14 protein-coding genes are annotated in these 15,199 nt (G+C 37.3%); 5 read left to right on the top strand and 9 right to left on the bottom strand.

All coding sequences use genetic code 11. From position 1 onward, the window contains the following. Positions 1–62: 62 nt before the first annotated feature. The 5 genes from M1F91_RS00290 to M1F91_RS00270 all read right to left on the bottom strand — a co-directional run bounded on the left by M1F91_RS00290 (position 63) and on the right by M1F91_RS00270 (position 5,448). Positions 63–932 carry a hypothetical protein gene (locus M1F91_RS00290; RefSeq protein WP_247912171.1) on the bottom strand — a complete coding sequence of 290 codons (870 nt, stop codon included), beginning with the start codon at positions 930–932 and terminating at the stop codon, positions 63–65. Between the two features lie 42 nt (positions 933–974). Continuing rightward, entirely contained in the window at positions 975–2,963 is a 1,989-nt protein-coding gene (gene uvrB, locus M1F91_RS00285; protein WP_247912170.1) for an excinuclease ABC subunit UvrB, read from the bottom strand. 290 nt (positions 2,964–3,253) lie between these two features. Further along, positions 3,254–3,943 carry a hypothetical protein gene (locus tag M1F91_RS00280; protein ID WP_247912169.1) on the bottom strand — a complete coding sequence of 230 codons (690 nt, stop codon included), beginning with the start codon at positions 3,941–3,943 and terminating at the stop codon, positions 3,254–3,256. Beyond that, positions 3,912–4,736: a hypothetical protein gene (locus tag M1F91_RS00275; protein ID WP_247912168.1), complete on the bottom strand. Its 825-nt coding sequence runs from the start codon at positions 4,734–4,736 to the stop codon at positions 3,912–3,914. The genes M1F91_RS00280 and M1F91_RS00275 overlap by 32 nt, the downstream gene beginning before the upstream one ends. A 1-nt stretch (position 4,737) precedes the next feature. Beyond that, entirely contained in the window at positions 4,738–5,448 is a 711-nt protein-coding gene (locus M1F91_RS00270; RefSeq protein WP_247912167.1) for an ATP-binding cassette domain-containing protein, read from the bottom strand. A 169-nt stretch (positions 5,449–5,617) separates the two neighbouring features. Between M1F91_RS00270 and M1F91_RS00265 the strand changes: the two genes are divergently transcribed. From M1F91_RS00265 to zwf, 5 genes are all read left to right on the top strand, one after another. Beyond that, a complete protein-coding gene (locus M1F91_RS00265; protein ID WP_247912166.1) occupies positions 5,618–6,289 on the top strand; it encodes a response regulator transcription factor in 672 nt (223 codons plus the stop codon). Beyond that, entirely contained in the window at positions 6,274–7,347 is a 1,074-nt protein-coding gene (locus M1F91_RS00260) for a HAMP domain-containing sensor histidine kinase (protein WP_247912165.1), read from the top strand. The genes M1F91_RS00265 and M1F91_RS00260 overlap by 16 nt, the downstream gene beginning before the upstream one ends. A gap of 167 nt (positions 7,348–7,514) precedes the next feature. Further along, positions 7,515–8,960 carry an amino acid ABC transporter substrate-binding protein/permease gene (locus tag M1F91_RS00255; RefSeq protein ID WP_247912163.1) on the top strand — a complete coding sequence of 482 codons (1,446 nt, stop codon included), beginning with the start codon at positions 7,515–7,517 and terminating at the stop codon, positions 8,958–8,960. Beyond that, complete coding sequence (locus tag M1F91_RS00250) at positions 8,960–9,700, top strand: amino acid ABC transporter ATP-binding protein (protein WP_049494477.1); 741 nt, start codon at positions 8,960–8,962, stop codon at positions 9,698–9,700. Before M1F91_RS00255 ends, M1F91_RS00250 begins: the two co-directional genes overlap by 1 nt. A 148-nt stretch (positions 9,701–9,848) precedes the next feature. Further along, the gene (gene zwf, locus M1F91_RS00245) at positions 9,849–11,336 is read left to right on the top strand and encodes a glucose-6-phosphate dehydrogenase (protein ID WP_247912161.1); all 1,488 of its coding nucleotides are present in this window, start codon (positions 9,849–9,851) and stop codon (positions 11,334–11,336) included. Between the two features lie 39 nt (positions 11,337–11,375). Here zwf and ftsY read toward each other — a convergent pair whose 3' ends face one another. The 4 genes from ftsY to M1F91_RS00225 all read right to left on the bottom strand — a co-directional run bounded on the left by ftsY (position 11,376) and on the right by M1F91_RS00225 (position 15,156). Beyond that, positions 11,376–12,734: a signal recognition particle-docking protein FtsY gene (ftsY, locus tag M1F91_RS00240; RefSeq protein WP_247912160.1), complete on the bottom strand. Its 1,359-nt coding sequence runs from the start codon at positions 12,732–12,734 to the stop codon at positions 11,376–11,378. A gap of 3 nt (positions 12,735–12,737) precedes the next feature. Beyond that, a complete protein-coding gene (locus tag M1F91_RS00235) occupies positions 12,738–13,556 on the bottom strand; it encodes a Cof-type HAD-IIB family hydrolase (protein WP_247912157.1) in 819 nt (272 codons plus the stop codon). Beyond that, positions 13,556–14,347 carry an HAD family hydrolase gene (locus M1F91_RS00230; protein ID WP_247912155.1) on the bottom strand — a complete coding sequence of 264 codons (792 nt, stop codon included), beginning with the start codon at positions 14,345–14,347 and terminating at the stop codon, positions 13,556–13,558. The genes M1F91_RS00235 and M1F91_RS00230 overlap by 1 nt, the downstream gene beginning before the upstream one ends. 149 nt (positions 14,348–14,496) lie before the next feature. After that, positions 14,497–15,156 (bottom strand): trimeric intracellular cation channel family protein, encoded by a 660-nt coding sequence (locus M1F91_RS00225; protein WP_006148259.1) that lies wholly within the window; start codon positions 15,154–15,156, stop codon positions 14,497–14,499. Positions 15,157–15,199: the final 43 nt, after the last annotated feature.

Raw genomic sequence — 15,199 nt, 5'->3', positions numbered from 1 at the left:
CAAAGATATTTATATTATAATCTCATTTTTGAGATACAATCTGATAAGTTTAATTTTATCAGCTAAATCCTACCAGTTCTGTTTTTTTCGTAACTTATAAGTTTATGATTCTGAATTTTTAAAGAGACACTGCTTCCTGAACGATAACCTTTAGCACCATAGTAGTAAGAGACAGTATAAATGGCATCTGGCAACTCTGCACTATCAATCCCATTTGAAATAAATTCTGTCAGTCCACCTTCACTATCAAAATAATCTTTTTCACCCTCTTCTAAAACCGTGTCTTTGTATCTAATACTTCCTTTAATAATTCCTTTTTCTAGAAATTCATCAATAGGAATATCATATAACCCCTGAAAAGCTTTCCCATCTTTACGATTCTTTTCTATTAGAGCGTAATATTCTTCTATATTTTGGGCACTCTCATCGACACTCCAGTAACTATTTACGAATTCCAAGTTGGGATTTTCATATTGCTCGAAAAAACTCTCTACCTTTTCTTTGTTAGACACACTATATGGATGTTGATTGAGTAATTGATCAGCTATCCCAGAGAATTCTCGTAACATCGTTTTAGTAGTTCCGTCGTAGGCTAGTTCTTCACTCGTCCGTTTAGACCTTCCTGGAGATTTAGGAAAATAAATTAGACTGTCACTTACAGTGATTTTCCTACCATTAACCTCTTCAGTGTAATCATATTCAATTTCATAATCTTCAGAAGGCCATCTATGTCTAGAAAACTTCGTAACCTTCACATCACCTTTAAAACCATATAAATTCAGTGTTCTGCTTGCTGCCACCTCAATATCTTTTTGATTTGGTCCAGAAAAAGTATTATTAAAAATAACTACTAAAATGACTATAAAACTTATAAAACAGGCTGAGAGGATAATCGCGATAAAACTGAAATTCAACACTAATGCTTTTTTCATTACTAAATTCTCCTAGTTAAACATATTTAAAATTCATTTCCCCTAATCTAACGCCTTGACTTCCAACATCATATCACGTATTTGCGCTGCCAACTCGAAATCAAGCACTTCGACGGCTTCTTGCATTTGTTTTTCTAGTTTCTTAACCAATTCTTTGCGTTCTTGTTTGTTAAGGCTATTGATGTCGACTTCTTTATCTTCTTCCTTAGCCACAGCTTTTGTAACAGAAATCAGGTCACGGATTTCCTTCTTGATGGTTTGGGGAACAATACCATGCTCTTCATTATAGGCCATTTGAATCTTACGACGACGAGCCGTTTCATCGATGGCTTTTTGCATAGATTGAGTCATAGTATCAGCATACATAATGACATGCCCTTCACTATTACGGGCTGCACGACCAATGGTTTGGATCAGACCACGTTCATTACGGAGGAAACCTTCCTTGTCAGCATCAAGAATGGCAACCAAACTTACCTCTGGTACGTCAATCCCTTCGCGAAGGAGGTTGATTCCAACCAAGACATCAAAGACTCCTAATCGTAAATCTCTAATAATCTCTGTCCGCTCTAAAGTCTTGATATCCGAGTGCATGTACTTGACTTTGATCCCCATTTCCTTGAAGTAATCCGTCAAGTCTTCTGCCATTTTCTTGGTCAAGGTTGTAATAAAGGTACGCTCGTTCTTTTCAACACGGGCATTGATTTCACCTAAGAGGTCATCAATCTGTCCCATTGTTGGGCGAACTTCCACTTCTGGATCCAAAAGACCAGTGGGACGGATGATTTGTTCAATCACAGTGTCTGTTTGCTCCATCTCGTAATCACCTGGCGTCGCTGAAACGTAGACAATCTGATGAACATGACTTTCAAATTCTTCACGACGAAGAGGACGGTTATCCAAGGCAGACGGCAAACGGAAACCGTAGTTAACTAACATTTCCTTGCGCGAACGGTCTCCATTATACATCCCCTTGATTTGTCCCATGGTCATGTGGCTCTCATCAATCATAATCAAAAAATCATCAGGGAAAAAATCAAGAAGCGTGTACGGAGGCTCTCCTTCGCTTCGTCCATCCATGTGGCGTGAGTAGTTTTCGACACCATTTGTATAACCCATTTCACGGAGCATCTCAATATCATACTCCGTACGCTGTTTCAAACGCTGGGCTTCAAGGAGCTTACCTTCCTTCTCAAAGAGAGCTAACTGCTCCTCCAACTCAGCCTCAATCTTAGCAATAGCTACTTCCATGTGGTCGTCATTGGTCATAAAGTGAGTGGCTGGGAAAATCGCCAAATGATCCACTTCGCCCAGAACTTGACCAGTTAGAGCTTCGACTTCACGGATGCGATCGATCTCATCGCCGAAAAACTCTACCCGAAAAGCATGCTCATCCCGAGAGGCTGGGAAAATCTCCACCACATCCCCACGGACTCGGAATCTCCCCCGTTGAAAGTCGATATCATTGCGTTCAAACTGAATGTCAACTAAGTCATTCAAAAGTTTATCACGAGAAATTTCAAGTCCTGGGCGCAGACTTACTACACTATCAGCATATTCCTTAGGAGAACCCAAACCATAGATACAAGAAACTGATGCCACAATGATGACATCATTACGCTCCAACAAAGCTGATGTAGCGGAGTGACGTAGTTTATCAATCTCGTCATTGACCGAGCTATCTTTTTCGATATAGGTATCGCTAGAGGGCACATAAGCTTCTGGCTGGTAGTAATCATAGTAAGAAACGAAGTACTCAACAGCATTCTCTGGGAAAAATTCTTTGAACTCCCCATAAAGCTGACCTGCCAGTGTCTTATTATGGGCAATGACTAGAGTTGGTTTATTAACTTTGGAAATCACCTGACTCATGGTATAGGTTTTCCCTGTACCAGTCGCTCCCATCAGGATTTGCGCCTTCTCACCACCCTCGATGTTATCTACCAACTGCTCAATAGCCTGCGGTTGATCCCCAGAAGGTTGGTATTTAGATACAAGTTTAAATTTGTTGTCTGTAATTCTATTGATCATCTCTTTGTCCTCACATATATAGACCTTATTTTACCATAAATCGCCAGAATTCTCTGAGTTGAGGAATAAAAGGGAAATACAAGATGTAACAAAATAATCCCGTAAATCAGTACATGTTTAAATGACAATATAATTAAATGGACTCATATTAGAAGTGAAGACTAAACAAGACTCTCGATATTACTTCGAAAGTCTTGTCTTTTATTTGAAACAATGCAATACGTAATAAACATCAACGTCATTGATTTACAAAATTAGCATGGCTTGCTCATTAGTATCATTTTTATTTACTACTGAACTTCTTGATTTCTTATCAAAAGGTAAAGAGTGGCTCCAAGTGAAAACACCAATTCCATAGGGTAAACACAGAGTTGCAAGTAGGATGCTCTCCCTAGTATTGTATCCGTAATAATATTATAAAATAGATAACTAGTCATTGGTTCTGCTACTCTTTCTATGAACGGTTGTAACAAAATAGGAAATAGCAACAAAATAGCTAAACTCCCCATGGGACTTTTGAAAAAATAACTTAAAAAATAAGAAACTAAAAAGTATTGGATGGAGCCAATCAAATAGAAACTGAAAACTGCTAAACTGACAACATTTTCGCTACTTAAAAAATGGAACCATATATGCAGTACAATGCAATATAAAGTTGATTGTAGTACTACATCACATAACTCTACGAACAGGATACTCATTGAACTTAAGGTCCTTTTTCCACTAACCAAATAAACTAATTTTGTTTCGTGTGATTGTAAGTCTACAAATGCATTAACACACCCAATAGCAACAGAGAGCATTGATGTAAAAACAAGAGCTTGCTTTAAAGATAATTCTACAATTCTACCATTGATTGCAACTGGTAACACACTTAGTAGGCACACAAAACCTATCAGAAGCGACTGTATAGCTATCTGGTACTTTACGGGTTTTAAGCTATATTTTTTAACGATAAGACTGATAAATATTCTTGCCATTCTTCCTCCCCATTCGTACCTTTTCTACAATAATTATTAATACTAAGAATACAACACCTTCAACTACTAAAAGAGTAAATCCATACAATTGGCTCGTTTGAATCCCTTCAATTCGGCCAAAAGCAAATGACTTTGCTCCAATCAAAGGTAATAGATTCTCTATGTTAGAAGAAAGTCCTCTTAGAATACCTGATAAAGTGATTACTAATAATAAAAAGATTGCAATTAATGAAGAAATTGATTTTTTTGTGACTCTTACTAAAAATATAGCTAATAAAGTGAGGACGATTGCAAATATCACAACTCTTGCCGTAACATCTACAAACAATGTGAATTCTAAATAGTTTTTTAAAGTTGAATCTAGAAAAATGAGTAAGACAATAGCATTTACTATCGAAAATATTACAGTAGCAAGTAATGATAAGACAATCGAACTTGCAATAAAACCAGTAAGACGAGCTTTCCAGCTAGGAATCAATAATTGGCTAAAATAATCATCACCAAATTGATAATGGGTTGAATAAACTAGTGAAACCAAGATTGGCAAGAAAATAACACTTGCTTGGTAGGGTGAAGATAAGAGAGCATCCCTGATTGTATAGACTGGATTCGATGATAACATAGACGGATCAAGATTAACTGCTTGGCCATTTCCTTCTACTAAGGCATTTATCACCTGGATATTTTGAATTGTAAAAAATATGCTGACTCCCAAAATAAGAAAAAAAGTAATTTTAAAAGTAGGTAAACTACTATATTTATAAAGGTCACTAAAAAAGGAACGCTTTAACATATTATTCACCTTCTTTCCCTTCGAGCGCCTTAAAATATGCTTCCTCAAAAGATCCAAACTGTTTCAAAATGTCTTTGGTAGGACCATCAATAACAATCTTCCCATTAGAAATCCCGACCAAATGATCTACAGTTAATTCTAACTCACTCATATAATGACTTGTCATTAAGACTGTTTTACCTTCACTGACAAAAGATTGTAAAAAATTACGTACCCAGCGTATTCCTTCTGGATCTAGTCCATTGATTGGCTCATCTAAAATTAAAATGTCAGGATTTGCTAATAAGGCTGTTGCTAAACCAAGACGTTGCTTCATCCCTAATGAATAGTCCTTTACCTTTTTATTTCTAGCTTCACTTAACCCCACCAAGTCTAAACATTCGTTGCACCTATTTCTGTTAACACCACAAGCCAAGCCAATCCACCGAAGATGCTGGAATCCTGTTCTTGTTGGGTAAGGTTGGCAACTGTCAAGGAATGATCCAACAACACAAAAAGGATTATCTCCCAATTGAGAGTATTTTTTGCCATTTATCAATGCCATTCCTATTTGACTATTTTCTAGACCGAGTAAAATTCTGATTAGAGTTGATTTCCCAGAACCATTTGGTCCAATCAATCCAGTGACCTCACCTTTCTTAGCTTTGAAAGTTACATTTTGTAGAACAATTTTATTATTATATTTCTTATGTAGATTTTGAATTGTTATCATTCATTCTTTTTCCCTTCTGACTTTTTGTGAAATTTCACCTTCACTTGGAGCAAGTATATCAGGAGAATATCAGTAAAAAATCAGAATAAATATTTTTATAATTATTTTTTCATTTCTAACAAATTACTTTCTATGTTTGCTATAATATACACAAGTAATTGGAGGGATTATGAAGTATAAAATTTTAGCAATTGACGATGATGAAAAAATCTTACGATTAATAGGGAATGCATTAGAAGCAAACAACTTTAACGTAGAAACTCGGTCAAATATAGAAGAGATCGATATCTGTGACTTTACTGGATTCGATCTGATTTTACTTGACGTCATGATGCCTATTTCTGGTTTAGAGATTTGTCGCTCCATTCGTTCACAAATTACTACTCCAATCCTGTTTCTAACCGCTAAAGATTTTGAAGAAGATTTACTAAAGGGGATACAAGCTGGAGCAGATGACTACATCACAAAACCATTTAGCATTAAGGAATTGATTGCAAGAATTCAAATGCATCTTCGTAGAGAGGAAAGATTATACCAAACCTCTAAAGAAGAATTGATTTCAGATATAACTTTTTATCGAGATAGTCAAGAAGTTTATTATCAATCAAAGAGCATTTCTCTAACTAAGCGTGAATTTGATTTACTTTATCTTTTAGCTAAAAATGAGAACCGAGTATTTAGCGCAGAGGAACTTTACGATTACCTCTATCCTGTAAGCTCTGATGTACAGCTACGTTCAATCACCGAATACATCTATCAAATCAGACAAAAATTTAAGGCTCATCAAATTGATCCTATCAAAACGGTTTGGGGAGGAGGGTACAAATGGCAAAAGAAATGACAATCAAGCAACTCATTCAGCATACCTACCTTAAAATCATTTGGCAATTTCTTTTATGTCTTTTACTTTTTTACATAGTTCCTGCTCTTCTATCTTCTGTATCTGGAATCAATGAGAAAAATGCCAATCTCTTTGCTTTATTTTTTAGCGTTAGTTCTTGGATTTATCTTTGCATCATTTTAATTCTTATCATTGTGACAAATATTAGACAATTATTGACCAAGATTCAAAAAGAAATGAACATGGTTTATCATAGTGGTATATATTTCACAAAAAATGAAGATCATCATTTACAGATTAAAGAGTTTATTGAAACAAATGATCTAATAGAAAAAATGCAATCTGATATAAAAAATAGAATTGAAAATGAAAAGGAACAAAAAAAAGAACTCATGTTTCAAGTATCAAGTGCTGCCCATGATCTTCGAACTCCTCTAACTGTCATAAGAGGAAATGCTGAATTCCTACAATCTACCAAACAAACACCCCAAGTAATGGAATGTCTAAAAGATCTGGAGCAAGCAAGTATTCAGTTAAACGATTATTTTAATCACTTCATCCAATACTCCAAAACTTTTTATGACCAAGATATTCAACTTGAAAAGATATCAATTCAACAATTAACTCGTCAATTAAAGGAACATATCAGACCTTTAGTTCCTAAAAATACACACTTTATTTTTACAAACACAATAAATCCATCGACACAAATTGCAATTCATTCCAATCTATTTTTCCGAGCAATCACAAATATTATTAACAATGCTATACAACATCAAAAAGAAGATGATGCACAAATCCACCTAACAATTTCACAAGTAAATAGTCAATTAGTTCTAACTATATGGAATAACCAATCTAGTTTTTCAAAAAATATATTACAAAATGCTGGAAATCTTTTCTATAAAGATGACCAAGCAAGAACCCCCTCTCAAGAAAGCCACTATGGACTTGGTTTATCTTTCGTCAAACGCGTCATGAAACTTCATAATGGAACTATGCACTTAGAAAATAGTAATAATGGTGCACAAGTCAAACTAATCATTCCCATTATATAGAACAAACCGAACTCATCAATATGTGTTCGGCTTCTTTTAATTTTCACATCAAAAAAACAGTATCATAAGAAACTTTATGTTATATCTTATAACATAGATATACAAAATATTTGCCTTACTTCAACTTTTTTGGTATAATTTGAAAATATCTTGAAAGGAGACATAACATGAAGAAAAAAATTCTAGCTTGTTTGCTTATTTTATTTCCTATTTTTTCATTAGGATTAGTAAAAGCTGATACTGAGAAAACAAAGTATGTTATCGCCAGTGACTCATCTTTTGCGCCATTTGTTTTCCAGGACTCAAGCAATCAATACACTGGTATCGATATGGATCTAATCAAGGCAATCGCTGAAGACCAAGGTTTTGAAATCGAGATTACCAATCCAGGTTTTGATGCTGCTATTAACGCAGTCCAATCTGGACAAGCAGACGGTATCATTGCAGGTATGTCAGTAACTGATGCTCGTAAAGAAACTTTTGATTTCTCTGATTCTTACTATACAGCAAATACTATTCTTGGTGTTAAAGAATCAAGTACCATTTCTTCTTATGAAGATTTGAACGGTAAGACTGTAGGTGTGAAAAATGGTACTGCTTCACAAACCTTCCTAACAGAAAATCAAAGTAAGTACGGTTACAAGATCAAAACTTTTTCCGATGCTGCATCTATGTATGATAGTTTAAACACTGGTTCAATTGATGCCGTTATGGACGACGAACCTGTTATTAAATACTCTATTAGTCAAGGACAAAAGTTAAAAACCCCAATCGCAGGTACACCAATTGGTGAAACTGCCTTTGCTGTAAAAAAAGGAAGCAATCCAGAATTGCTAGAGAAATTCAACAAAGGGCTAGCAAACCTTAAGGCAAATGGAGAATTCCAAAAAATCCTGGATAAGTATCTAGCTAGCGATTCTACTACTACAAGTTCAAGCGCTGATGAAACAACTATTTGGGGATTGTTGAAAAACAACTACAAACAACTTCTCAGCGGACTCGGAATTACTCTCTCATTAGCACTGATTTCATTTGTAATTGCGATTTTCATCGGAATTATCTTCGGTATTTTTAGTGTCAGCCCTTATAAATCACTCCGTTTGATTTCAGAGATTTTCGTTGACGTTATCCGTGGTATTCCACTAATGATTCTTGCAGCATTTATTTTCTGGGGTATTCCTAACTTTATCGAATCCCTCACAGGTCAACAAAGTCCAATCAACGACTTTGTCGCTGGTACAATTGCCCTCTCCCTAAACTCAGCTGCCTACATTGCTGAGATTGTTCGTGGTGGTATCAAGGCCGTTCCTGTTGGACAAATGGAAGCCAGTCGAAGTCTTGGTATCTCATATGGAAAAACCATGCGTAAGATTGTCTTGCCACAAGCGACCAAGCTCATGCTTCCAAACTTCGTCAACCAATTTGTTATCGCTCTTAAAGATACAACAATCGTATCTGCAATCGGTTTGGTAGAACTCTTCCAGACTGGTAAGATTATCATTGCTCGTAACTATCAAAGTTTCAAAATGTATGCAATTCTCGCAGTCTTCTACCTTGTGATTATCACTCTTCTAACTAGATTAGCCAAACGCTTAGAAAAGAGGATTCAATAATGGCAAAATTAAAAATTGACGTTCATAACTTACATAAACAATATGGTAAAAACAAAGTCCTTAAAGGAATTTCAGCGAAATTCTATGAAGGAGATGTTGTTTGTATCATTGGACCTTCTGGTTCAGGTAAGTCAACTTTCTTGCGTAGCTTAAATCTCCTCGAAGAAGGAACAAAAGGAAGCATCACAGTTAATGGCTATGATTTGACGGATAAATCTACCAACGTAGACCATGTTCGTGAAAATATCGGAATGGTGTTCCAGCACTTCAATCTCTTTCCTCATATGACAGTTTTGGAAAATATTACATTTGCTCCTGTAGAGCACAAGTTAATGACCAAGGCTGAAGCTGAAAAATTGGGTATGGAACTCCTTGAAAAAGTTGGGCTTGCTGACAAGGCCAATGCCAATCCTGAAAGTCTATCCGGTGGTCAAAAACAACGTGTGGCTATCGCTCGAGGTTTAGCAATGAACCCTGATATTATGCTCTTTGACGAACCAACTTCCGCCCTTGACCCTGAGATGGTTGGTGACGTTCTAAACGTTATGAAAGAGTTGGCTGAACAAGGCATGACCATGATTATTGTAACCCACGAAATGGGATTTGCTCGTAAGGTTGCCAATCGAGTTATCTTTACAGCCGACGGTGAATTCCTAGAAGATGGGACACCTGATCAAATCTTTGATAACCCACAACACCCTCGTCTAAAAGAATTTTTGGACAAGGTCCTCAATGCTTAAAAAACTGCAAGGTAAACCTTGCAGTTTTTTTCTCACTTGTATTTGAATTTTGGATTTTTTAGAAAATTATGATAAAATAAAGGGTATGAAAATGGGGATTCCTCATGCCTAGGATATCTAGGAAAGTAAATAGAAATTAGGTAGCTGGATGTCATCTAAAGTTATTGTTACAATTTTCGGTGCAAGTGGAGATTTGGCTAAACGCAAGCTCTACCCTTCACTTTTTAGACTTTACAAATGTGGTAATCTATCTGATCATTTTGCAGTGATTGGAACTGCTCGTCGTCCTTGGAGTAAAGAGTATTTCGAATCTGTTGTTGTCGAATCTATTTTGGACTTGGCAGATAGCGCAGAAGAGGCTCAAGCATTTGCTAGTCATTTTTACTACCAAAGTCACGATGTTAATGACACTGAGCACTATATTGAATTACGTAAGCTTCAGGCTGAATTAAACGAAAAATATCAGACTAAGCACAACAAACTCTTCTTCCTCTCAATGGCACCTCAGTTCTTTGGTACCATCGCCAAACACCTCAAGTCAGAGCAAATCGTTGACGGTAAAGGCTTTGAACGTTTGATTGTTGAGAAACCTTTTGGAACAGACTATGAAACTGCAAGCAAACTAAACGAAGAACTCCTTGCTACTTTTAACGAAGAGCAAATCTATCGTATCGACCATTATCTTGGTAAGGAAATGATTCAAAGCATTTTTGCCATTCGCTTTGCCAATATGATTTTTGAAAATGTTTGGAATCGTGAGCACATCGATAATGTTCAGATTACCTTTGCAGAGCGTCTAGGTGTTGAAGAACGTGGTGGCTACTATGATGAGTCTGGTGCCCTTCGTGATATGGTTCAAAACCATACCCTACAGCTTCTATCACTCCTTGCTATGGACAAACCTGCAAGCTTTACAAAGGATGATATTCGAGCTGAAAAAATCAAGGTCTTCAAGAACCTCTACCAACCTACAGATGAGGAACTCAAGGAACAATTCATCCGTGGTCAATATCGTTCGGGTAAAGTCGATGGCATGAAATACATCTCTTACCGTAGCGAACCAAATGTCAACCCTGAATCTATGACAGAAACATTTGCTTCAGGTGCCTTCTTTGTAGATACTGATCGCTTCCGTGGTGTACCTTTCTTCTTCCGTACAGGTAAACGCCTAACTGAAAAAGGAACACACGTAAACATCGTCTTCAAACAAATGGATTCCATTTTCGGTGAACCCCTAGCACCGAATGTGCTTACCATCTACATCCAACCAACTGAAGGTTTCTCTCTCAGTCTTAACGGTAAAAAGGTAGGAGAAGAGTTTAGCCTTGCGCCAAATTCTCTTGACTATCGAACAGATGCGACTGCTACAGGTGCTTCACCAGACCCATATGAAAAACTGATCTATGATGTTTTGAACAATAACTCAACAAACTTTAGCCACTGGGATGAAGTGAGTGCCTCATGGAAATTGATTGACCGTATTGAGAAGCTTTGGGCTGAAAACGGTGCTCCACTCCATGACTATAAGGCTGGTAGCATGGGACCTCAAGCTAGCTTTGATTTACTTGAAAAATACGGAGCTGAGTGGACCTGGCAACCGGATATCGCCTATCGTAAAGATGGTCGTCTAGAATAATCAAAAACAATCCTGCAAGAATTCTTGCAGGATTTTCTTTTATAGCAAACCTTCTAGAAGGCCTTTCATAAAGTTCTCAGAATTGAACTCACCGATATCATCGATTTTTTCACCAAAACCAATCAACTTAACAGGGATATTCAGCTCTTCACGAATAGCAAGAACGACACCACCTCGAGCTGTTCCATCAATCTTGGTCAATACAATACCTGTCAATGGAGTGATTTTTGAAAACTCTTTTGCTTGTACAAGAGCATTTTGACCTGTTGACGCATCAAGAGCTAGGAAAGTTTCATGTGGTGCTTCTGGTACAACACGTTTAATGATACGACCAATCTTTTCCAACTCTGCCATCAAGTTTTCTTTGTTTTGCAGACGACCAGCTGTATCAATCATGAGAATATCAATACCTTCTGCTACTGCTCGTTCCATCCCATCAAAGACAACGCTAGCTGGATCTGCTTTCTCAGGACCAGTAACGACAGGAACATCCACACGACGTCCCCATTCTGCTAACTGAGCAACCGCACCCGCACGGAAGGTATCAGCAGCAACAAGCATAACCTTTTTACCAGCTTGTTTGTATCGATTAGCTAATTTACCAATTGAAGTTGTTTTCCCGACCCCATTAACTCCAACAAAAAGCATAACTGTTAATCCATCTTGGAAGTTAATATTTTCATTATAAATGCCATCCTTTTCGTATAGCTCCACCAATTTTTCGATGATAACACGGCGAAGGGCATCAGGTTTCTTAGCATTCTCAAGCTTGGCTTCATAACGCAATTCTTCCGTAAGATTTGAAGCCACCTGCACACCAACGTCACTCATGATAAGCAGTTCTTCTAGTTCCTCAAAGAAATCTTCATCTACAGAGCGGAAATTTGCAAAGAAAGCATTCAAACGGGCACCGAATCCAGTACGCGTTTTCTTAAGACTACGGTCATATTTATCTTGTACAGTCTCTTGGACTTGAGGAGTTTCTTCGATTGTTTGTTTTGCTTCCTCTTCTTCAAAAAACTCTGTTTCTGCTTCGTCTGATTGAGGCTGAACAATTTCTTCCTCGTCACTATCATTTGAAGTTGCTTCTTCAACATGAGTCGCTTTCTCTTGAGGACTATCTGCCTCTTGTACTTGATTTAACTCTTCTTGAGAAATCTCAACTTCGTCAACTGATTCGACAATAGTTTCTTCTTCAAAATCTGCTTCAAATAAGTCTTCACCATTTTCTTCGGCTACGACAGTCCCATCTTGCTCTTTGACTTCGATATTTTCAGATTTTAGCGCCTCAGTTTGCTCGCTATCATCCGATAAGTCAATGTTTTCTAATGCTTCTTTGACAACATCTTCAATTTTCGGTTCTTCTATTTTTCCAAATAAACGGTCAAATAATCCCATTCTTTAGTTCTCCTTCAGTACATATTTTTCAATTGCCCAGGCGACTGCTTCTTCGTCATTGGTCATTGGTGTTACTACATTTGCCACAGCCTTAACTGCTGGCACAGCATTTTGCATAGCGACACCGAGACCGGCCCACTCAATCATCGAAAGATCATTAGCTTCATCTCCGCAGGCCATAACTTGACTTCGGTCAATTCCCAGGTGTTCAATTAGTTTAGATAATCCTGTCGCCTTATGAACATTCTTTGGTGACCATTCTAGCAAGAGTTCACGTGATTTAAAAATCTCATACTGGTCGTATAATTCTGGTGAAATCTTTTGAATAGCCGCATCCAAAGGTTCCTGAGGAAAGGCAGACACACATTTATTGTACGTTACCTGACTAGACAAATCTTCAAAAGCAGTTGGAACAAAAGTTAGAGCCGGGTTAAACTGAGCATATAAACTTTCTTGGTCAGACTGAATCTGGTATACTGTTCCTTCTGAAATTGCATCTAAGGGGATTCCTAATTTTTCAGTTTCTTCATAAATACGTGTCACATCATCAATTGAAAAGACTGTCTTATCAAGAATCTTACCTGTATTTTTCTGAACCAATCCACCGTTGAATGTGATAGTATATTCGTCATCATGGCCGTCTGTTCCAAGCTCTTTAAGGAAGAAATCCATAGCCTTAAGGGGACGTCCAGTTGTCAGTACCACTTTGACTCCCTGTTCACGCGCAGCCTTTAAAGTTGCCTTGGTACGATCAGTCAATTTCTTGTCTGTCGTCAGCAAGGTTCCATCTAAATCTAGGGCAATTAATTTAATATCTGCCATTATAATCCCTCCATATAAGCGATAACTGATTGGTCCTTATGGTAACCGATAACTGTTTCGGCTAGTTCCAAAATCTCTGGGCGAGCATTTTCAGGTGCGACTGGGTGCCCTACAACTTGCATCATGTGAAGGTCATTGAGATTGTCACCGAAGGCCATCACTTGATCCATATTCAGATTTAACTTCTTAGCTAATTCGACAATCGCAACTCCCTTGTCCACATAATCAAGAACAATATCAATGGATTCAAAACCTGTCGTCATTGCCTTAACACCAGGAACATGTTCATTGACCCAAGCTTCGCCAGCTTCTACTGTCTCTTCTGTAAAGTTGGTTGTGAATTTGAAAATTTCATCGGTGATATCTTCTAGACTGGCTACTTTTTGGATGTTTTCATTGTAATGATGACTAAACATGAGATATGTTTCATCTACAGTATCTAAAACATAGCAAGCTTTCTTACCAGTCAAGAGCATCTTCTTCTCATCGAAATAGGGTGAAGTCTTTAGCTTTTCAAATGTTGATAAGTAAAAATCGCGTGGCATGGTTGCTTCATAGAGGTCTTGTCCATGAAAACGAACGAGACTCCCATTTTCGGCGATAAAAATAATCTCATCTTTGACATCCGAAAAATGCTTTTCAAGCGACAAGAGACCACGGCCAGAAGCTACAGCAAAATAGATTCCTCTCTCTTTGTAGGATGAGAGAAGAGCTTTTAAGCGCTCCATATCAAATTGGCCAGCTTCATCCAAAAAAGTCCCGTCCATATCAGTTGCGACTAGTTTAATCATAAATACTTCTATTCTCCAGTTGTAAATCTATCTTCTATTATACCATAGAAAAAGGAAACAGCGCCTAATCCATATGAGATTAGACGCTTGATTAAACTTGTAATTTAAAAATATTTATCAATCGAGTGATTGAACTTTCCTACCATCAATCAATTCCAAGTCTTTTTATCCATATTTGGCAAAGAGAGCTTAAACTTAATAATACAGAGTCGAATCACAAAACCGACAATTGAGAGAATGATAAAAGCAGTGATTCTTGGAAAGTGAAGGACAAAGGCCAACCAGTAATAAATAACGCCAATTACAAAAGATAGAAGGGCATAGATGTCCTCTTTTAGAACACTTGGAACTTCATTAATCAAGAGATCTCGGATAATACCACCACCTGCTCCCGTTAAACAGGCCAAAATCCCTGCAGACATTAAGTTCAATTTACTATCAGCTAAGGCGGTAGCTCCAATCAAGGAAAAGATGATTAAGCCAATCGAATCAAAGATGAGATAGGCTTCTCTCAGCCACTTATAGAATTTTTTTTCTTGACTAGCATTGGCTTGTTTTGATGTCACAAAGGCATACATAATAACAGCTACAAGAATAGAGACATAAATCGGTCCAGGATCTGCGAGAGCGGAGGGAAAACGACTGATAATAGAATCTCTTAAAATACCCCCGCCTACTGCTGTTACAATTGCCAATAAACTAATTCCAAAAATATCTAAACGTTTACCAAATCCTTTGATGGCTCCTGACGCCGCAAAGGCTATAGTCCCAATATAATTACAAATCATTAGGAATAGGTCAAAATCCATGTATGCTCCTCAATTTATTTTTGTAACCTTTCTGACTTCTTGA

The organism is Streptococcus sp. oral taxon 431 (assembly GCF_023110115.1).
Classification (GTDB): domain Bacteria; phylum Bacillota; class Bacilli; order Lactobacillales; family Streptococcaceae; genus Streptococcus.
Note: the sequence above shows the minus strand (reverse complement) of the source record. Positions and strands in the feature narration are given on the sequence as shown.